At 38.2% G+C, this 21,425-nt stretch carries 18 protein-coding genes and 1 riboswitch; of the genes, 2 read left to right on the forward strand and 16 right to left on the reverse strand.

What is annotated here, in order from left to right; translation table 11 throughout:
• Positions 1 to 26: 26 nt before the first annotated feature.
• The 10 genes from ACIQX2_RS15555 to groES form a co-directional block, all read right to left on the reverse strand.
• Positions 27 to 1,886 carry a hypothetical protein gene (locus ACIQX2_RS15555; protein WP_402852347.1) on the reverse strand — a complete coding sequence of 620 codons (1,860 nt, stop codon included), beginning with the start codon at positions 1,884 to 1,886 and terminating at the stop codon, positions 27 to 29.
• A gap of 861 nt (positions 1,887 to 2,747) precedes the next feature.
• Positions 2,748 to 4,859: a transglycosylase domain-containing protein gene (locus ACIQX2_RS15560; protein WP_402852758.1), complete on the reverse strand. Its 2,112-nt coding sequence runs from the start codon at positions 4,857 to 4,859 to the stop codon at positions 2,748 to 2,750.
• A gap of 435 nt (positions 4,860 to 5,294) precedes the next feature.
• Positions 5,295 to 6,254 carry an ABC transporter permease gene (locus tag ACIQX2_RS15565; RefSeq protein WP_402852350.1) on the reverse strand — a complete coding sequence of 320 codons (960 nt, stop codon included), beginning with the start codon at positions 6,252 to 6,254 and terminating at the stop codon, positions 5,295 to 5,297.
• Entirely contained in the window at positions 6,255 to 7,406 is a 1,152-nt protein-coding gene (locus ACIQX2_RS15570; RefSeq protein WP_402852353.1) for an ABC transporter permease, read from the reverse strand.
• On the reverse strand, positions 7,399 to 8,931 hold the full coding sequence (locus ACIQX2_RS15575; protein ID WP_402852356.1) for an ABC transporter ATP-binding protein: 1,533 nt from the start codon (positions 8,929 to 8,931) through the stop codon (positions 7,399 to 7,401). The genes ACIQX2_RS15570 and ACIQX2_RS15575 overlap by 8 nt, the downstream gene beginning before the upstream one ends.
• A 115-nt stretch (positions 8,932 to 9,046) precedes the next feature.
• Positions 9,047 to 10,198, reverse strand: coding sequence for a BMP family lipoprotein (locus ACIQX2_RS15580; RefSeq protein WP_402852359.1), 1,152 nt, complete (start codon positions 10,196 to 10,198; stop codon positions 9,047 to 9,049).
• Between the two features lie 120 nt (positions 10,199 to 10,318).
• A riboswitch (purine riboswitch) is annotated at positions 10,319 to 10,420 on the reverse strand.
• Between the two features lie 368 nt (positions 10,421 to 10,788).
• Positions 10,789 to 11,547 carry an SDR family NAD(P)-dependent oxidoreductase gene (locus tag ACIQX2_RS15585; RefSeq protein WP_402852362.1) on the reverse strand — a complete coding sequence of 253 codons (759 nt, stop codon included), beginning with the start codon at positions 11,545 to 11,547 and terminating at the stop codon, positions 10,789 to 10,791.
• Between the two features lie 78 nt (positions 11,548 to 11,625).
• Entirely contained in the window at positions 11,626 to 11,784 is a 159-nt protein-coding gene (locus ACIQX2_RS15590) for a hypothetical protein (protein ID WP_402852365.1), read from the reverse strand.
• 201 nt (positions 11,785 to 11,985) lie between these two features.
• Positions 11,986 to 13,617, reverse strand: a complete 1,632-nt coding sequence (gene groL, locus ACIQX2_RS15595) for a chaperonin GroEL (RefSeq protein ID WP_093062145.1) — start codon at positions 13,615 to 13,617, stop codon at positions 11,986 to 11,988.
• A gap of 38 nt (positions 13,618 to 13,655) precedes the next feature.
• Positions 13,656 to 13,940, reverse strand: coding sequence for a co-chaperone GroES (groES, locus tag ACIQX2_RS15600; protein WP_402852369.1), 285 nt, complete (start codon positions 13,938 to 13,940; stop codon positions 13,656 to 13,658).
• 187 nt (positions 13,941 to 14,127) lie between these two features.
• Between groES and ACIQX2_RS15605 the strand changes: the two genes are divergently transcribed.
• On the forward strand, positions 14,128 to 14,865 hold the full coding sequence (locus ACIQX2_RS15605; RefSeq protein WP_402852372.1) for a CPBP family intramembrane glutamic endopeptidase: 738 nt from the start codon (positions 14,128 to 14,130) through the stop codon (positions 14,863 to 14,865).
• Between the two features lie 45 nt (positions 14,866 to 14,910).
• Here ACIQX2_RS15605 and ACIQX2_RS15610 read toward each other — a convergent pair whose 3' ends face one another.
• Entirely contained in the window at positions 14,911 to 15,552 is a 642-nt protein-coding gene (locus ACIQX2_RS15610) for a redox-sensing transcriptional repressor Rex (RefSeq protein WP_402852375.1), read from the reverse strand.
• Between the two features lie 130 nt (positions 15,553 to 15,682).
• Here ACIQX2_RS15610 and ACIQX2_RS15615 point away from each other — a divergent pair, with 130 nt between their 5' ends.
• Complete coding sequence (locus ACIQX2_RS15615; RefSeq protein WP_402852378.1) at positions 15,683 to 17,614, forward strand: ABC-F family ATP-binding cassette domain-containing protein; 1,932 nt, start codon at positions 15,683 to 15,685, stop codon at positions 17,612 to 17,614.
• 72 nt (positions 17,615 to 17,686) lie between these two features.
• Here the strand turns inward: ACIQX2_RS15615 and ACIQX2_RS15620 are convergent, their stop codons facing one another.
• From ACIQX2_RS15620 to tsaE, 5 genes are all read right to left on the reverse strand, one after another.
• A complete protein-coding gene (locus tag ACIQX2_RS15620; RefSeq protein WP_402852381.1) occupies positions 17,687 to 18,175 on the reverse strand; it encodes a DinB family protein in 489 nt (162 codons plus the stop codon).
• A gap of 641 nt (positions 18,176 to 18,816) precedes the next feature.
• A complete protein-coding gene (gene tsaD, locus ACIQX2_RS15625) occupies positions 18,817 to 19,836 on the reverse strand; it encodes a tRNA (adenosine(37)-N6)-threonylcarbamoyltransferase complex transferase subunit TsaD (RefSeq protein ID WP_402852384.1) in 1,020 nt (339 codons plus the stop codon).
• Positions 19,833 to 20,288: a ribosomal protein S18-alanine N-acetyltransferase gene (gene rimI / locus ACIQX2_RS15630; RefSeq protein ID WP_402852387.1), complete on the reverse strand. Its 456-nt coding sequence runs from the start codon at positions 20,286 to 20,288 to the stop codon at positions 19,833 to 19,835. Before rimI ends, tsaD begins: the two co-directional genes overlap by 4 nt.
• A complete protein-coding gene (gene tsaB / locus ACIQX2_RS15635) occupies positions 20,278 to 20,964 on the reverse strand; it encodes a tRNA (adenosine(37)-N6)-threonylcarbamoyltransferase complex dimerization subunit type 1 TsaB (RefSeq protein ID WP_402852390.1) in 687 nt (228 codons plus the stop codon). Before tsaB ends, rimI begins: the two co-directional genes overlap by 11 nt.
• Complete coding sequence (gene tsaE / locus ACIQX2_RS15640; protein ID WP_402852393.1) at positions 20,961 to 21,413, reverse strand: tRNA (adenosine(37)-N6)-threonylcarbamoyltransferase complex ATPase subunit type 1 TsaE; 453 nt, start codon at positions 21,411 to 21,413, stop codon at positions 20,961 to 20,963. Before tsaE ends, tsaB begins: the two co-directional genes overlap by 4 nt.
• Between the last annotated feature and the right edge of the window lie 12 nt (positions 21,414 to 21,425).

The raw sequence follows: 21,425 nt of genomic DNA on the forward strand, positions 1-21,425 counted from the left end.
TACATATTGGTTTGGATAGTGAGTTCCTATTTTAGAAAGCTCATAAAGCTAGAGAATGAAGCTACCAGGTCTTGATAGTATCCCACCAGTTTATCCTTTAAAGAGATTTTGTCGGATTCCGTTTGTTCTGTTTCAGGAGACAAACTTACTTCTTCATTTTCTGATTGTACTGGTTCTGTTACTGTATCTTCCACTGATTCTACAGTTTCTTGCGCTGATTCCTCAAGGTCTGTTACTGTATCTTCCACTGATTCTACAGTGTCTTGCGCTGGTTCCTCAAGGTCTGTTACTGTATCTTCCACTGATTCTACAGTGTCTTGCGCTGGATCTTCAAGGTCTGTTACTGTATTTTCCACTGATTCTACAGTGTCTTGCACTGGTTCCTCAAGGTCTGTTACTGTATCTTCCACTGATTCTACAGTGTCTTGCGCTGGTTCCTCAAGGTCTGTTACTGTATCTTCCACTGATTCTAAAGTGTCTTGCACTGGTTCCTCAAGGTCTGTTACTGTATCTTCCACTGATTCTACAGTGTCTTGCACTGGTTCCTCAAGGTCTGTTACTGTATCTTCCACTGATTCTACAGTGTCTTGCACTGGTTCCTCAAGGTCTGTTACTGTATCTTCCACTGATTCTACAGTGTCCTGCGCTGGTGTTTCTACATCAGCAGGTAGATCGGATACTACATCAATTGCTTCCACGTTTTCAGATTCTTGACTTGTTTGAGCCAATTTTTGCTCAATAAGGGTTTGATAGTATCCAATCACACTTTGATAGCCATCAACAATAAATTTATAAGTTTCATTTATCCATGAGTCGTCTTCAGCTGTTGGCGCTTCTGCGTCTTCAGTTGCTGCGTCTTCTTCAACTGCTTCTGTATCATCTTCTACTTGACCTTCCTCAGTTGCTGGTGCTTCTTCAGCCGCTCCGTCTTCTTCAACTGCTTCCGCATCATCTTCTACTTGACCTTCTTCAGCTGTTGGTGTTGCTGGTGCTTCTGCTGCTGCGTCTTCTTCAACTGCTTCTGCATCTTCTTCTACTTGACCTTCTTCAGTTGCAGGTGCTTCTGCTTCTTCAGCTGCTTCGTCTTCTTCAACCGCTTCTGTGTCATCTTCTACTTGACCTTCTTCAGCTGTTGGTGCTTTTGGTGCTTCAGCTGCTGCATCTTCCTCAACTGCTTCTGCATCATCTTCTACTTGACTTTCTTCAGTTGCTGGTGCTTCTGGTGCTTCAGCTGCTGCGTCTTCTTCAACTGCTTCTGCATCATCTTCTACTTGACCTTCTTCAGCTGCTGGTGCTTCTGGTGCTTCAGCTGTTGCATCTTCCTCAACTGCTTCTGCATCATCTTCTACTTGACCTTCTTCAGTTGCTGGTGCTTCTGGTGCTTCAGCTGTTGCATCTTCCTCAACTGCTTCTGCATCATCTTCTACTTGACCTTCTTCAGTTGCTGGCGCTTCTGGTGCTTCAGCTGCTGCGTCTTCTTCAACTGCTTCTGCATCATCTTCTACTTGACCTTCTTCAGCTGTTGGTGCTTCTGGCGCTTCTGCTTCTTCAGCTGGTTCTTCACCATTTGTTTCATCTATATTATCATCATTATCTGATTCATCATTATTTTTGTCGGAATTAGATTGAGCTAGTTGGCTAACTAGTTTACCTTTTTCAGGAGAACCTGGTAGACTTTTTGCTAATGCAGATACTTCCTGACCATGATTTTTTACTTGCTCAATAACTTCCGGGTTTGTACCATTTTTGTCAAGCTCTGCTGCAGAAATAGGTGCACCAGCTGCTAAAAACGTTGCTGCCACCATTGAAGTTGACATTACTAGCGGTGCAAATTTTTTCGACAAATTTTTATTTGCTTTCTTAGAGTTCATTTGTTTTTTATTCATTACTTGATCTCTCCTAATTCGTATTTTTTCTACTGATAGGATGGATTTTTCATAAATTCCTGATTTATCGTTTCACCTCTTATTCTCCTGAGTAAGATTTATTACTCAAATATTTTTCGGCAGCACCATCTTCTGCCTGCCTTGAATATAACAAAGCATTGTTACCATTTAGTGTTACTCTGATTAAAAAAGATGAAGCTTTCATTACGTATTATTAGAATTTTGCAATATGTGAAATAATATAATTAGCCCAAAAAACTCGATTCTAAAAAAATGATTACGCTTTCATATTTGTTCTCCCTGTCATTTAATATGTACTCCCATCCATTTTATTAAGAAAAACTATCGATTTTAATTTTACAAATAAGACTATAAAGTAAAAATTACCAAAATAACATAACGGTTGTTTGATAATTCTTTATTTTCAATCATTTGCTAGTATCTCTGTAGATGTAAAAATACATTTAATTGAGCAAATAAAAATGGTTCAACTAAGAATGGCAGGACTACTTGCTCTTGCAAACTTATATCTCTTTTTAACCCATGTATAGTCTTGGCCATTCCGAAGATCAAAGTATCAAGAATGTGTACCTCCAGCGTGACAAAAGAAGCCTCCCAAAAGTTCAATGAACTAATGAGAAGCCTCGATTATAATACTCTATATTAGCATTTCACTTTCACCTTTCATACAAACCCTTATATATATTTTGGAATTAACGGTTTTTAGTTTCCAATTAATAGAGTTCATTGTACTTACTTTTTGTTTTGATATAAAAAGACGTGATTGAGCAGATCAATGTACTACGGTGTCTTTTAAGCCAGATAATTAATGTTTCTCCAGAATTCTCGATGCCTCTCCAATTAATCTTTTTCTTTCTCTTTTTTCTTTTCTTTCTTCTCTTTCTTCTCTTTCTTCTCTTTATCTTTTTCCTTCTCTTTACCTTTCTTCTCTTTATCTTTTTCCTTCTCTTTATCTTTCTTCTCTTTATCTTTCTTCCCTTTTTCCTTTTCTTTCTTTTCCTCTTCCTTTTTCATCTGTTGTTCCGCTTTCTCCCTCTGTTCTTTTAGTTGTTTGCCTAGTAATGATAAGTCAAATTCTTTTTGGGAAAATTCCGTTATAGACTCAGAGAAAATTTCTTTAAAAATCTTTGGGGCAGTAGATCCACTAGTTCCCAACAAATAATGATTTTCATCCGTTTTATCGTATCCCATCCAAACTGCCCCAACAATTTGTGGAGTATATCCAACAAACCAATGATCCTTTGCTCCTCCTACAGTAGCAAAAGGTAGCTCTGTTGTACCCGTTTTACCAGCTACTTCCCATCCCTCTACTTGGGCATTCATTCCTGAGCCTTCTTCAACAACACCTTTGAGCATATAGGTAATATTCTGGGCGACTAAAGGATTCGTGACGCTTGTAGCATTATTATGCCATTTAGCAATGATCTCGCCATCTGCGTCTTCAATTCTTTGGATAGAGTGTGCTTCTACCATTACGCCATCATTAGAGAATGAGGAGAATGCTTGAGCCATTAATAAAGGAGATACCCCTTCATTCATACCACCAAGTGCTAAACCTAAATTATGATCCTTTTTCTTTAGTTTAATACCGAAACGCTCCACTGCATTTACCCCGTACTTCAAGCCCATTCTCTGCAATAACCATACCGCCGGAACGTTATATGAGTTTACCAAAGCATCGTATATCGTAACTTCTCCACGGAATTGTTTGTCATAGTTCATTGGTTGATATCCGTTAATATTAATAGGTGAATCTTGTAACATATCATCCATTTCGTACCCTTGCTCCAAAGCAGGAGTATATACTGCTAATGGTTTCATTGTAGAAGCGGGTTGTCGTTTTAGTTGGGTAGCTCGATTAAATCCTCTAAAGGTATGTTCTCCTCTTCCTCCAACAAGTGCGTTGATTCCGCCGGTTGAAGGATTGATGAAGATTGCTCCACTTTGTACTAACTGATCAGTTTGACCTTCCGGAAACATCTTTTCATCCTTATATACCTGTTCAACCGAATTTTGTATTGTAGGATTTAATTCAGTATAAATATGAAGTCCACCCGCAAGAACCTCATTTTCTGTGAGACCATATTTATTTATAGCTTCCTCAATAATATGGTCTACATAATATGGATATTTACCTTTATAATCATCAAATTTTTCGCCATCTAATACTATAGACTGTTCTTTTGCCTTTTCCGCATCATTTTGACTAATGTAGCCTTCCTTTACCATTAATGATAGAACAAGATTTCTCCGTTCAACTGATTTATTCATATCTTTAAATGGTGACAATTTAGAAGGTGCTTTAATCAACCCAGCAAGCATAGCTGACTCACCTAGCGTTAATTCACTAACATCCTTGCCAAAGTACGTCTGTGAAGCACGTTGTATGCCCCAGGCTCCTTCACCGAAATAGATCTGGTTTAAGTACCGTTCCATAATTTCATCTTTGGGGTATGTTTGTTCAATTTTTTTCGTTAAAATAAGTTCTTTAAATTTTCTCGTATATGTACGTTCTTGTGTTAAAAAGACATTTTTAGCCAACTGCTGTGTGATTGTGCTTCCTCCTGCCACAATTTCTCCACTCACCATATTTTGAGAAAATGCTCGAACAATTGCTATATAGTTAATTCCCTTGTGCTTGTAGAACCTCTGATCTTCTGTTGCAATTACAGCATGAATAAGATTTTCTGGAACATGTTCTATACTAACTCCTTCAATATTCGAAGTTTCAATCTTACTAGCTACCTCTCCATTTTGGTCATAAATAATAGTTGGCTGTGGAGTAGGCTCTTCTAGTTTACTGACATCACTTGACCAAATGAAAATATTTAATAGAAGCAAACTACATAAAAACAATATTGAACCCGCTGCTAAAATCTTCACTTTTATTTTTTTACCTTTAAACTTACTCCTTATCCGCTCATTTAATTTTTGTTGCTGTCTTCTTTCCATTCTTCTCACTTTTTGTTCCACCTTCTAGTCCGACGATTTAGCTTCTGCATAAAGATTATTGTTAGATATGAAATATACATAGTCAATAGGGATTTTGTAATATACTACTTTGTCCTCCCTCAGGTAAACCATTGCATTCATAACCTACCATTTTATGATTTTACGGAAAACAATAGAATTGAAGCTAATCAAACAGTTGAGCCATGCTTATAATGATTAGCACTTTATCTTTACCAAAACAGAACTATCCCTTTGTTAAAAGAAATGAAAAAAGAAGCTTCCCAAAAGTTTTCACAACTAATGAGAAGCCTCTATTATAATCCTTTATTTTAGATATTTACTTTTACCTTAGATACAAAAGTAAAGGTCCCATTGGTTCAACTAACCATCAGTGGGGATGAAGAACCCCCCCACATGATGGTAGTTTTACTTTATCTATCTCTTTCCTTTGTCATAAATTTCACCTAATGCTCTCGGAGCGCGATTTGATTTAGAGAAAAAGACTAATAACAATAACGTTAATACATACGGTAAAATCATGAATAAATCGGTGAAGCTACTTGGCAATGCCAATTCCTGAGCAATAAACGTTCCCCCCGATTTTGCAAAACCAAAGATAAGACAAGCTGCTAAAGTAGGGAGAATCCTCCAGTTACCAAAGATTAATGCAGCAATAGCCAAGAATCCATATCCCATATAAATATTGGAAGAAAAGTTAGCTGAAATGGAATAGGCAAAGCACATACCAGCTAAACCTGATAAAAGACCTGATATTAGAACCGCAGAAAATCGTATTTTCGATACATTTACACCTGCTGCATCAACCGAATGAGGATTTTCCCCACTCGCTCTTAAGCGCATACCGAATCTTGTTTTATATAAAAGATACCAAGCAAAAATGGCAATCACAACGATAATCACTTCGAACGGATACACATTCGTAAAGACCGCACCAATCACTGGTATATTGGCTAAACCTTCAATCGTAAACCGCTCCGATACACCTAATCGAAACTTGTCCGAAGCCGCTCCAAATACAAGTGCATTTATTTGTGTTGTTAAGAAAGTCGTTAGTGCTAACGCCAAAATATTAATCACAACACCGCTGATTACTTGATTTGCCTTAAATTTAATACTTAATACAGCATGAATAACGGAAAAACCCATCCCGCCAATCATCGCAAACAGAAACGACACGTAAAATAGATTTTGAACATCTATTCCAGAAGCGTTTGCGATTAACACAGCTGACAGGGCTCCGATGAATGCACCGAAACCTTGAAAGCCTTCAAGTGCTAAATTGGTGATACCACTTTTTTCACTATATATACCACCTATTGCCATGATAAAAAGAGGCAGAGCAAAGGATAATCCATCAATAATAATCGTATCCATTTATGATTCACTGTCCTTTCGATCCACTTCTTTTTCCTTCAAGCGGCTGACTTTATGCTTCACATACGCACCACATGCACTAAACAATAGGATTAACCCGATGATCACAGAAGCAATTTCTTGCCTGATCCCAGCCTGCGAACTCATATACGTGCTTCCCTGGTCAATAATTGATACTAAGAAAGATGAAAAAATAATCCCGATTGGATGAGAGTTTCCTAATAGTGCCACCGCAATGGAGTCAAAACCGATACTTGATAATACTTTGGGTTGTATGGAAGAGAAATAACCTAAATAATACGTTACACCTGCAAGACCAGCCAAACCTCCTGAAATAATCATGGCTAAGACTGTATTTCTTCCGACATTTATTCCTGTATATTTTGCTGCATTTCGATTGGAACCAACAGCTTTAATTTCAAAACCAACCACTGTTTTGTCCATAAGAAACTTGATTAAAATGGCGATAATGATAGCCAAAATAAAGCCCAATGGAATATCCATTTTCAAGTTTGCTATCTCAACATTTACTAACGTCAACCTTGCTTCTTCTGAAATATATTTGGATTGCCTTGAAACAGGATCAACATAATACATTTGAATAAAGAAGCTTATGACATATTGGGCAATATAATTTAACATAATAGTAGATACTACTTCATGTATGTTGAATCTATATTTTAACCATCCTACTAATCCACCCATTAAGCCTCCAGCAACAATTCCAACCAACAAAACAAGTGGCTTTGCAATGATGGCATCTAACCCACTATAACCTACAATTACCGTCGCTAAAAAACCAGAGAAGAGCATTTGACCGGAAACACCGATATTAAATAGGCCAGCTCTAAGAGCAACAGCCACTGCCAAGCTGGCAAACACAAGTGGCGTCATGGCGTTTAGCAAACTCAAAAAATCAGTCAGTATACTCTTGTAGCCAGCATAAGAAGACTTTGGCAAGATCCCTGCCCCTTGGAACAAGTTGTAAAACGCTTGTAACGGATTTTTGCCCAGTAAAAGTATCACTATTGCCGCAGCAATAAAACTTATTAGTATAGAAGCTACCGGGATTGTAATCGGTTGCCATTTCTCATTCCGTATTGGCCAAAACAGACGATAACTTAAGCTTTTTTTCTTTTTATCCTTACTCATGCTTAGCCCCCATCATATATTCACCCACTTCATTGGTCGTTAATGATTCACTGCTTGCAACTTTTTGAAGTTGGCCATTATATATAACACCTATCGTATCCGCTACATTCATAATCTCTTCTAACTCCAACGAAACCAGTAATATCGCTTTTCCTTGATCACGTTGTTGAATCATCATGTTATGAATATTTTCAATCGCACCAATATCTACTCCTCGTGTTGGTTGAACGAAAATCATAAGCGGGGATTGTAATTCGATCTCACGGGCAATAATTGCTTTTTGCTGGTTACCACCACTCATCGAACGAACTTGCGTCTTAATACCTTGTCCACTTCGAATATCAAATTGATCAATTAGCTTGCTGCCAAATTCCTCAAATACCTCTTTATTTAAGATTCCTTTACTAGAAAAGGGCTCCTTATAGTACTGCTTTAATGCCAAATTGGTTGATAAATCGAAATCCAAAAATAGCCCATAGCTTTGTCGATCTTCAGGTATATAAGAAATTCCAGTTTCTGTTCTGTTTCTAATACTTTCATTTGTAATGTCCTTACCTTCGAGGAATATCTTACCTCCGCTGACCTTTGTCAATCCGGCAATGGCATCCGCTATATCAACTTGACCATTATCTGCAACACCAGCAATCGCAAATATTTCACCACTGCGGATCGTAAAGGAAACGTCCTTAACTACTTCAAATCCATCTTCATTTTTCACAGTTAGATGTTCTACCTTCAATACTTCTTCTTTAAACTGAGCAGGTACTTTTTCAGATTCAAAACTTACCTCTCTACCCACCATTAATTGAGCCATAAGGTTGACCGATGTTGTCTTTACATCCAACACATCCACTAATTTACCTTTGTTCAATACTGCACATCGATCGGCCACTTTCTTAATTTCTTCTAGCTTATGGGTGATTAAAATGATGGTTTTTCCACTGTTTCGCAGACCTTCGATAATACCAAGTAAGAAATCGATTTCTTGTGGAGTTAGGACGGCAGTTGGTTCATCAAAAATAAGGATTTCTGCTTCACGATAAAGCACCTTTAAAATTTCCACACGTTGCTGCATGGAAACCGTAAGATCGGCAATTTTTTTTGTAGGATCCACTTCCAAGCCAAAGTCTTTGGATAGTTCTTCAATTTTACGATTGGCATTTCGAATATCTACGTATGGAAAGAGTCCTGCAAACCTTTTAATTGGCTCAATTCCTAAAGTAATATTCTCTGTAATCGTATAATCTTCGACTAACTTAAAATGCTGATGGACCATTCCGATGTTAAGGTTTGCTGCATGGTTCGGCGAACTGATTTGAACCTTCTCTCCCCGAATATAAATTTCTCCTTCATCGGGTTCGTACATCCCACTCAGCATACTCATCAATGTGGATTTGCCAGCACCATTTTCACCAAGCAAGGCAAAAATTTCTCCTTTTTTAATGCCAATGGATACGTCATCATTCGCTACTATTCCAGGGAAACTTTTGGTTATATGTTTCATTTCTACGATATAATTAGACATCGTTGGTTCTCCTTCCTCACCATAATAGGAAAAATAATAGAAGCTCACCATTCCCTAATTATTCAAATATTAGGGATATGATAAACTTCTACTGTAATAGTGTTTCTAATTAACCTTATAAACCTGGAAACTGTTCAGGAGAATGTTCATTAAAATTAGATGCAGGTACGATTGTGCCAGCTTTAACTAACTCGTAAGCCTCATTCAATTTACTTAGCGTATCCTCTGATAATTGATGATGGCCTTCTTCTTTTATAAAGCCAGTTGAATCTGTATCCGCATAAAGAACTACATTTCCGCCTTTGAATGTTCCATCTTCAACAGAATTCAATGCCTTTTCAATGTTCATAGCCATGAATTTTACAGCAGACGTTAAAACAATATTTTCAGAACCATTTACACCGTCATCATATTGGTCAACATCCACACCAATTACTTTTACGTCGTCTTTAGCTTCCTTCACTGCTGTGAATACACCATTACCAGTACCACCTGCAGCAACAAAGATAAGATCTACACCTTGTTTGATCAATGAATTTCCGATTACTTTACCAGTTGCTTCATCTGCAAAGGATCCTGCATAGTTACCACCAACATCAGCCCCCGTTACATCAGTCCCTGCATAGCCTGATAGTTCAACAAGTTCCACATTTTTTTCAAAAACTTTATTAGCATAGTTTACGCCTGATTCAAAGCCAAATTGATAATTGACATTGGAAGGATAAGCGATACCATTTACAACCGCTACTTTGTTTGTCTTTGTTTCTAGTGCTGCAGCCATTCCTGCAAAGAAACCACTCTCTTGTTCAGCAAAATTCATCGCATAGATGTTTTCGAAATCAGTTTGGCCATCTACAGGAGCTGGCTCAGAGTCATTCAAAATAAAGATTTTATCTGGATTTTCTACAGCAATGCTAGAAATCCCAGCAAATTGGAACCCAGGTGTTACAATAACATCATAATCTGCCACAATATCAGCAACAGCTTGTACAGCCGCAGCAGGATCACCAGTTTCTTCTTTAACAGACTTTACTGTTGCTGTTGGATTATTTTCAATAAAGCTCAAAATACCGTTATAGTTATCTTCATTAAAGTTACCATCATCAACGCCAGAAGGACTTGTTACAATGGCAATTTTTAATCCTTCTTCTCCTGTACCAGACTTAGCTTCAGTTTCTTTAGCTGAGTCACTTCCACATGCTGCCATTACAGTAGTCATTAAAGCTATGATTAAGACCATTACTATTTTCTTAGTGCTTTTTTTCATTAAAATTTCCTCCTATGTTCATCATGTTGTATTGTTTGTAAAAAAATAAAAAGCACCGAGTTTGCACCGGTGCTTGACTTCAGGAAGGTAGATAATGGAGAAAATAATAGATTTATCCCATGTTTATGTACGCAACCTCGTAGTCAAGCTATTTACGGTAGCTTGGTAGAAACTTTCGGGCCAGATCCCCAATATTATACGAGAAATAATATTTAATTTTTACAAAACTCATACTAACATCAGAAATTTTAACTGTCAATAAAAAAACAAACATTTGTTTAAATAAAAAACAATTGTTTGTTAATTGAATGATTATTTAAAGTAAAAAAAATATTATGAATAAATCGAGGAATTACCTTCCTTAAATTGACCGGTCGCTTTTTGCAAAGGTTGGTGTAGCACTTGATTAGGGATAAACTTTGTCATTCAAATGATCAAATCACAAAGAATGTCTATCTCCACTTTACAAGCAGAAATAAAAAGAAGCTCCTCAAAAGTTCGCACAACTAATGAGAAGCCTCGATAATAATCCTCTATGTTAGCATTTCGCTTTCGCCTTACATACAAACCCATACATATCAGGAGGTTACTTATATCGACGTACCACCATCAATGACAATATTACTTCCATTCATAAATGCTGCTTCGTCACAGCTTGCAAACAATATACTATGGGCAATTTCCTCTGGTTTTGCGAGACGATTCATGGGCTGTCTTGCGAAATACATCGATTTCAATGCTTCTGGATCTGAAGAAGCTTCAATACGATTATGTACGCCATCCGTATAGGTTGTTCCCGGGCTGACGCAATTAACACGGATATTGGCATCCATTAATTCCAGCGCCATTGATTTCGTAAGAGCTAAGACAGCCCCTTTTGATGCACTATAAATGCTACGGTCTTGATGTCCTTTTATAGAAGCAACAGAACCAACATGAACGATGACTCCGCCACCTTGCTCTCTCATTTGTTTTGCGACATATTGAGATGTAAGGTAAGTCCCTTTAATATTAACGGCCAATGTACGATCGATATCCTCTTCCGTTGTATTCTCAATGGTCCCAGCAGCAACTACAGCAGCATTGTTAACTAAAATATCAATCCGTCCGTATGCCTGTAACGTCTTATTCACCATGTTTTCCACATCGGACTTTTTCGATATATCACCCTGTATAAAGATGGCTTCTCCGCCTTTTTCTTTGATTAACTCGGCTGTTTGTTTACCACGTTCTTTCCCTATTGCATTTACAACCACTTTCGCACCATTTGCTGCATATTGAAGTGCGGTTTCGCGACCTATCCCAGCACCTGCACCAGTAATTAACACCACTTTATTCGTAAAATCCATGTCTAATTCCCCCATTAAAATACGTCTTGTCCTTCACCAATCTTAAATGTTTTTCCTTTTAATGTTGGTTAATCAGTTTCAAAAACATTCAAATAGTCTTAATGCTTCTTTCCAATGAGTCGCAACTTCAACCGGATTAGAATCTTGGAAAACAGCTTCTTTCACAGCTATATCGCCTGCTGAGTGTTCGGTAATTGCTCCATCTTCAAGTAAAGACGATGCTTGTTCCGTATCCACTTATACTCCATAAATTGACATTATATATTGACAGGGTTCTCATGACTACCAATATGGAAGAAAAGGCCTCCCAACAGTTTAGCAAACTGATGAAAGACCTCCTCTAAAATTAGTCATATGCATTTTTTTAATACACAGAAGTGGTAAAGTAATGTAAATTGAACTGGAAACACCTTATTTATAAAGGGTTTCTGGCTTTTTTTACATCATGCCGCCCATTCCGCCCATGTCAGGCATGCCCATGCCGCCGCCTGCTGGTTCTGGAATGTCTGCAACTACTGCTTCTGTAGTTAAGAATAATGCTGCTACAGATGCAGCATTTTGAAGTGCTGAACGAGTTACTTTAGTTGGATCTACGATACCTGCTTCGATCATGTTCACCCATTCGCCTGTTGCAGCGTTGAAACCGATACCGATTTCTTCGCGTTTTAGACGATCTACAACGATAGATCCTTCAAGACCTGCGTTGTTAGCGATTTGACGAACTGGTTCTTCTAATGCACGAAGTACAATTTTCAGACCAGTTGCTACGTCGCCTTCTTTTGTTTCTGCTAATTCTGCAACTTTGTTATATACGTTTACTAGTGCAGTACCACCACCAGCTACGATACCTTCTTCAACTGCTGCGCGGGTAGCATTAAGAGCATCTTCAATACGAAGCTTGCGTTCTTTTAGTTCTGTTTCTGTTGCTGCTCCGACTTTCACTACAGCTACACCACCAGCTAATTTAGCAAGACGTTCTTGTAGTTTTTCTTTGTCGAATTCAGAAGTTGTATCTTCTAATTGAGCACGGATTTGTGTTACACGACCAGCGATGCGATCAGACTCTCCGTTACCCTCTACGATTGTCGTATTGTCTTTAGATACAACAACTTTTGAAGCGCGACCTAATTGTGTAATGTTAGCAGATTTCAAGTCTAAGCCTAAATCCTCTGTAATTACTTCAGCGCCAGTTAGAACTGCGATATCTTCTAGCATTGCTTTACGACGATCCCCAAAACCTGGAGCTTTAACAGCTACAGCATTGAACGTTCCACGTAATTTGTTTAATACAAGAGTAGCTAAAGCTTCCCCTTCTACGTCCTCAGAGATTAGTAAAAGTGGTTTACCTTGTTGTACTACTTGCTCCAGCACAGGAAGAATTTCTTGAATGCTTGTGATTTTTTTATCTGTAATTAAAATATATGGATTGTCTAAAATAGCTTCCATTTTATCTGAATCTGTCACCATATATGGAGATGCATATCCACGATCGAACTGCATACCTTCTACTACATCAAGTTCTGTAGTGAAGCCTTTAGATTCTTCAATTGTAATAACACCGTCGTTACCAACACGTTCCATTGCCTCCGCGATTAAATCACCAACTTCAGAATCTCCTGAAGAAATAGCTGCAACCTGTGCAATTGACTCTTTGCCTTCGATTTGTTTAGAAATTGCTTTTAACTCTGTAACTGCTGCTGCAACTGCTAGGTCAATTCCTTTACGGATTCCTACTGGGTTAGCTCCTGCTGTTACGTTTTTCAATCCTTCACGAATCATCGATTGTGCTAAAACAGTAGCAGTAGTTGTACCATCACCAGCGATATCGTTTGTTTTAGAAGCAACCTCTGCAACTAACTTAGCACCCATATTTTCAAATGCATCTTCCAATTCGATATCTTTTGCGATTGTTACACCATCATTAGTAATAAGTGGTGAACCAAATTTTTTCTCCAGAACTACGTTACGTCCTTTTGGTCCAAGTGTTACTTTAACAGCATCTGCAAGTTTATCTACTCCACGTAGCATTGCGCTACGAGCGTCTTCACTGAATTTAATTTCTTTAGCCATGTGTTAGTTACCTCCTGAATATATTTTTGAAAGTTTTATTAGCCAATAATAGCTAGTACATCGCTTTCGCGTAAGATTAAATAGTCATTATTTTCATATTTCACTTCTGTACCAGAATATTTAGAGAAGATGATACGGTCTCCCTCTTTAACGTCTAGTTCAACGCGAGTGCCGTTTTCAAGTACTCGTCCAGTACCTATAGCAACAACATTTCCTTCTTGCGGTTTTTCTTTAGCAGAGTCTGGAAGTACGATGCCAGATGCTGTTTTTTCCTCAGCTTCGATTAATTCGATTACGATACGATCACCTAATGGTCTTAACAAGTGAAACTACCTCCCTAAAATAGTAAAATTTAATATTATTAGCACTCTTACTCTTTGAGTGCTAACACACTTATAATAATAATTAATCACAGAACATTTTGCAAGTGAGAAGGTATCTTTTTCTTTTATTTCCTATTTCCGATACAATGAAAGAAGAAGCTACAAAGAGAGAGGACTTAAACTGTTCATGAAACAACAAAAAACCGGTATCTACATTTTAATCGTTTACTGCATTATGCAGTTATCTGGAGCTGTGCTGGTGCCAATCTTGCCGTTCCTTTATAATTTTTTTGAAACAAAAGGTGTGGAAGATCCCGCACTTAATATTTCTGGTTGGTGGGTATTTCTTAGCATGGCAATTGCCACGGTAATCACCCTGCTAATCATCCGAAAAGACAATACTTACTTGAAGCCGTTAAAAGGTAACTCAACCCCCACTCTACAAACGATTGGTTGGGGAATTGTCGGATTTTTTCTAGTACTTTTTGGTCAGGGGTTTGCGGCAAGTATTGAGCTTAAATTTGGTGTGGATCCGGGCTCAGAAAATACAACCCAGTTTATAGAAATCGCCCAAGCAGTACCATTTGCTATATTTTCTATTGTCCTATTTGCTCCTATACTAGAGGAACTCATTTTTCGTCGTATCATTTTCGGAACACTACTTCCAAAAACGAATTTCTTTGTAGCTGCTTCTGTCAGTGCGATTGTATTCGCCATTATACACTTTGACTTTACGCACATCCTACTATATGCAGTATCTGGATTTATATTCTCCTTTATTTATTACAAGACGAAGCGAATCATTGCATCTATTATCTCTCATATGCTATTAAATGGATTTGTTGTACTTGTTCAATTTTATGGGGAAGATATTCAGAAATTTTTTGAACAATATTCAAATATGCAGATAATATTTTTTCCTTAATAAAAGCCTTTGACCATCTAGCAATGTGGTCAAAGGCTTTTTACATTATTCAGCATGTTCGTTTCTTATTAAATAGATAAGGGTTTGTAGTTCAACAGAAAGATCGATTGTATGCACGCGGATAGCGTCTTTTGTTTGAATACGAATTGGCGTAAAGTTTAATATCCCTTTAATAGATGAGGACTCTAGCTGATCGGCTACTTGCTGTGCAGATCGACTTGGCAAAGTGAAAATAACTAGTTCAATTCCAAATTCCTCTAGCTTTTCAAGCATCACACTCGAATGATACACCGGTATATCACTTATAGTAGTACCTTCAACAGGAGCCTTAGTATCAAATGCAACGACAATTTTTGTGTTGTGGTTTTTTTGGAAATTATACTTTAGAAAAGCATTTCCCAAACTACCAACACCAATAAGAGCCACATTTGCAGCCTCATCCTGATCGAGTGTTTTACGGAAAAACTCAAGTAGAGTTGGAACGTCATAACCGTACCCCTTTTTCCCAAGCGCACCAAAATGAGAGAAATCTCTTCTAATAGTTGCGGAATCAATTTTCATCGCTTCACTCAGTTCCTGTGAGGAAACTCGTTTATGTCCAGCATTATGAAAGCTTTGTAAAAATCTATAATATAATGGAAGTCTTTTTGTAGTAGCTTGAGGAATTCTCGGTATTTCAGGTTTCATAAAAATCCTCCTAGTTTAGTCAAACAAATCGTTTTTATCTTACTAGACATTTCTATCATTGTAAAGCTATGGCGTTGCAACAACAAGCCCTATCTATTACACTTAGGATAGAATTGAGGTGCGAATAATTGTGATTGTTTTACAAGTCAATCAAATAACAAAATCCTTTAACGGTGAAGATATATTAACTAATGTAAAGCTAGAGGTTCAGGACCGAGACCGGGTAGCCCTTGTTGGTAGAAATGGCGCCGGAAAATCCACTTTACTTAAAATAATAGCAGGTGAAATGTCGTACGATTCAGGCGAAATCATTATGCCCAAAAATATTCGTCTTGGTTATTTAGAACAGCATGCAGGACTCGAATCCAAGCTGACTATCTGGGAGGAAATGAAGACGATTTTTAGTCATCTCATTAACTCTGAAAAAGAGCTCCGTGCCTTGGAATCACAGATGGCAGACCCTGTTATATATGAAGATTCCGAAGCTTATGCACGAGTGGCTGCAACTTATGATGAATTACAGTTAGCCTTTAAGGAAGCTGGTGGTTATCGCTTCGAATCAGATATCCGCTCTATCTTACACGGGATGCAGTTTTTCCCAGATGATTACGACAAGCCTGTCCAAGCATTATCGGGAGGACAAAAAACGAGATTAGCACTTGCAAAAATGCTATTAAGTAAGCCAGACTTACTGATTCTCGATGAGCCTACCAACCATTTGGACATTCAAACGTTAAGCTTTTTGGAAAACTATTTAAAAAATTATAACGGCGCAGTGCTTATCGTCTCGCATGACCGATACTTTTTAGATCAGGTAGTCAACTTTGTGTACGAAGTATCTCGTCATAATGTAGCAAGATACGTGGGCAACTACAGCTCCTACTTAACGCAAAAAGCAAAAAACTACGAGTTAGATAGAAAGAAATATGAAAAACAGCAAGAGGAAAAAGCGAAGCTAGAGGATTTTGTTAGTAAAAATCTTGCTCGTGCCTCTACTACTAAAATGGCTCAATCTAGACGTAAGGTTATCGAAAAAACGGATTGGATGGAGTCCCCAGACGGCGATGAGAAATCCGCCTCATTCGGATTTACGATTGATCGACCTAGTGGCAATGACGTGTTGCGCCTTGAGGAAATCGCAGTCGGTTATCCAAACAAGACCGTCTCATCTAATATATCGTTCTCCGTATACAAGCAGGATCGAATCGCACTTGTTGGACCAAACGGGGTCGGAAAATCTACTTTACTAAAGACCATTATGAAACAGTTGGATGCTGCTGGAGGTAAAATTCAGTACGGAACGAATGTCCAGTTTGGATACTATGACCAGGAACAAGCTGCTTTAACTGGAAACAAAACTGCCCTTCAAGAACTATGGGACGAGTGGCCATTGATGAATGAAAGAGATGTCCGTACTGTATTAGGTCGTTTCTTGTTTACAGGAGACGATGTACAAAAAACGGTATCAACATTATCTGGTGGTGAAAAAGCAAGACTCGCACTTGCAAAGCTAATGCTTTTAAAAGCGAATACTCTTGTACTCGATGAGCCTACTAACCATCTAGACTTAGATAGTAAAGAGGTTCTCGAAAATGCCTTGCTCGATTTTCCAGGAACAATTATATTCGTCTCCCATGACCGATACTTCATTAACCGAATTGCAACCAAGGTAATTGAATTAGCAAGCGATGATGCAACACTATTCCTTGGAGATTACGACTATTATTTAGAGAAAAAGGAAGAAATGGAAGAGCTCGCTTTAGAAAATACCGTCGTTGAAAATACGATAGTGACGAAAGTGAACACATCTACTATTGATAAAGAAGCCAAGAAAAAAGAACGCCAGCTTCGACGCCAGCTAGAGGAATTAGAAAGTAAGATTCCAACGATTGATGCAGAAATTGCAACGATTGAAGAAAAGCTATGTGACCCTGCAATTTTCCAAGATCACGAAGCTGTTCAACAGCTGCAACGTGAATTGGATGAATGGAAAGAAAAGCAAGATGACCTGTCAAATGAATGGTTAGAATTACAGGAACAGCTTGAAGAAATAACACCTTAAAGAAAATAGGTAGTGAAACCAATTCGTTTTTTGGTTTCACTACCTTTTCTTTATCCTTTTTAAAGTCAGAGTCTACTTACTCTTTGCAGAATCTGCAAGGCCTCGACCAATTACATTAGCAGATACCGGTTTCTCTCCTAATTCCCTCGCCCAAATAGATAATTGTCCGATATGGTGTATTTCATGTGCAATTACATGTCGAATAACCTCACCCCAGGAATCCTGTTCAATTCTTCCATCTGGTAATGTATCGTAAAGTATGCGACTTCCCATGCTATCATTCCAGTCGTTCACAAAGGCTTCGACCTCTAATCTAAATTCAGCGTCTAATTGTCGTACTTTCTCCAGAGTACTATAATTTTCAAAACTCTCCTGAAAATCAGGCTTATCCTGTAAAATGCGAATCCAACTCCATTCAACATCAACTATATGAAATAAGGTTTCAAGAATACTTCCTACTCCCCCTGTGCGCTTACATAACAGATCTTCTTCACTTAATCTCTCACACCACTGATACCATTCTTCCCTAACCAACCAATTATACTGAAATAACATTTTCACTAAGTTTCCTCCCTAATAATTGAAAAGTAATCTTCTACCTTATTTTTATTTTCTTTAATCAAATCCTAGCAAATTTGATTGGCGATTCTGATACTTTCTTACTTATTACTTAGAATTCTACAAATTCAGCATTAATCCTTCTTGCGTTTTCATCTTTTATTTACTGTTATGTCGAATCGTATACATATATGTTGGTCAAGTACTTTTTCACCGATATTTTTCTCCACATATTTATTCACATAAAAAAATGAGTTATATCAATCTATCAACAGGTTTATCCACATTGTCCACAATTTATAAAACTAGTTATACACAATGGTGTGTATAAAAATGATACTATATATAGTCTATCGTTAAGTTACACACATGTTATCCACAAATTGTGCATAAGTACGAATGTTCTCTATTGACAACTTCTAAATTACATGATAAAAAATCCTCTTTTCTTGTCGAAGAAAAGAGGATCTCATTTTTAGAAAGTATATACTATTAACTCCATATTTATTTGTCTAGACTTCGGGGCCAAGACCGCCTGAGCAGTCGTTGCGAAATGTTTATTATTTTGCGACGAGCTTTGCTTAGGAGCACGACGATGTCGCGCGCTGAGATTGGCTTCCAAACCATAGGCGCTTCCGCTTTGCTTAGTTCCAACTATCTAATTCTAAACCTGGTCTACCATTCATCGACATATTACTTCTATGTCCTGCTGTAAATTTCGAATTTCCCGCGGCTGCAATCATGGCAGCATTGTCTGTACATAACTTGATTGGCGGCACATTAAAAGGAATATTCTCTTTAATAAAAGCTTCCTCTAGTGAACTACGAAGCCCTTTGTTGGCAGCAACTCCTCCTGCAGCAATGACTTGCTTGACGTTAAATTCACGTGCTGCACGAACAGTTTTTGCTGTTAAAACTTCTACTACACTTTGTTGGAATCCTGCAGCTAGATGGTTAGGATTAATTTTTTCTCCTCGCTGCTCGGCATTATGCTGATAATTGATTACTGCTGATTTTAATCCGCTGAAGCTAAAATCGTAGGACCCTTCTTCCAACCATGCTCTAGGAAATTGCAATGCTTCATCACTTTCGTTAGCAAGTTTATCGATATGTGGTCCACCTGGGTAAGGAAGATTCAACACACGTGCTACTTTATCATACGCTTCACCCGCAGCATCATCTCTAGTCTCTCCGATTAACTCGAATATACCGTCTTCTTTCATCAATACAAGCTCTGTATGTCCGCCAGACACGACTAACGCTAGCAGTGGAAATTCCATCTTCTGCACTAATCCATTTGCATAAATATGTCCTGCGATATGATGTACGCCAACTAGCGGAAGTCCATGTGCAAAAGCGAATGCTTTGGCTGCATTTATCCCTATTAAAAGGGCTCCTACTAATCCTGGACCTTCTGTTACTGCAACTGCATCAATATCCTGCGGTGTCATTCCTGCTTGTTTTAATGCCTCTTCGATGACAATCGTAATTTGCTCCACATGATGTCTCGACGCAATTTCAGGCACTACTCCACCAAATCGTTTATGACTTTCGATTTGAGAGGCAACCACATTGGAGATAATCTCTTGTCCATTTTTCACGATCGATGCCGCTGTTTCATCACAGCTAGTTTCTATTCCTAATATATATTGATCTTTTATCATTTAAATTCCACCCACATCACAAGTGCATCCTCTCCGGTGTCTGAATAATAGTTTTTCCGTATGCCTCCATCTTGGAAGTTAAGTTTATGATATAAGTTCTTTGCTACATCATTTGATACTCTAACTTCTAGTGTCATGAGTACAACACCCTGTTCTGTTACAACACGGATAGCTTCACGCATCAGGCCCTCACCAATTTTGTATCCGCGCATTCGTTCAGCTACTGCCACATTAGTAATATGACTTTCATCCATCACTACCCACATACCACAGTAACCAATTATTTCTTTAGCCTCTGTTTCTGCCACCAGATAATGCGAATATAAATTTGTCGTCATTTCATGCTCAAAGGCTTCCCTCGTCCACGGTGTGTCGAAAGCCTCCTGTTCGATCAATAGTACTTGATCGATATCTGCTATCGTCATTTTTCGGTAAGTTATATTAGTTTCCATTTTTCTTCTGCTCTTTCATCCAGTTTGCCTCTGCTTCGGTAATTCTTAAATACTCTGGTACTACTGTATGCACTTCAGAAGGCTCCATTTTTTTCGCCATTTCTATTAAGACAGCAGCACTTGGTAAATCGAAAGCCGCATTAACTCGTTGAACTTTATCTCCAAGTACTTCTTTTATTTGCTCCCAGTGAATCGAAACGTCCAACCCGACAAATAAAACAGGCTGCTCCAAATTATCCAAAGTTGTCAGTAAATCTACTAAGGACATATGCGCCTCTTTTACTACTTCACCGTTACTATAAATTCCTGCAAATACATTGCCACGTCGTGCATCCATAATAGAACACACAACTCCTTGGAAATATGGTGCATTCTCTGCAAGTGAATGTAAACTCGATACTGAATATATCGGTACATTTAATGTCCAAGCGAGCGTTTTTCCTATCGTTACTCCAATTCGGACTCCTGTATAAGAACCGGGTCCTTTCGCAACAGCAATTGCATCTATTTCATTCGGTTTGATATTTGCTTTTTCCATTAATTCTTCAATCGCTGGCATCGTACCAATCGAGTGGGTAATTTTCATCGATGATTGAAACGAGGCAAGTACCTGCTCATCCTTTACAATAGCTACCGCAAGCGGTGTATGTGATGTATCTATTCCTAACCAAATCATTCAAAAAGCTCCTCACATAATTGTTCATATCGTTTGCCAAAAGGCATAAACGTAAATTTTCGAGCATCCCCTTCTAGACGAAGAATTTGAATCGCCAATCGTTCCGTTGGCAGATCTTCTTCTATTAAATGGGCCCATTCAATAATGCTGACCGCATCCCCGTAGAATAGCTCGTCCCAGCCCAGATCTTCATCACTATCTGCTAGTCGGTAGACATCTAAATGATTTAACGGTAGCCTGCCCTCATATTGCTTTAATATAGTAAACGTTGGACTGTTCACGTTTCGTGTAATTCCCAATCCCTTCGCCACACTTTTGGTGAATGTCGTTTTACCCGCTCCTAAATCACCTTCTAGCGTCAGTACATCACCGCCATATAGTAAAGCTGCTAATTGCTCAGCCAGAGCCTTTGTTTCTTGCTCCGAATTAATCAATCGTTCATATTTCATCGGTCGCTTTCC

This window comes from Psychrobacillus sp. NPDC096623, from assembly GCF_044762655.1.
Taxonomy (GTDB): domain Bacteria; phylum Bacillota; class Bacilli; order Bacillales_A; family Planococcaceae; genus Psychrobacillus.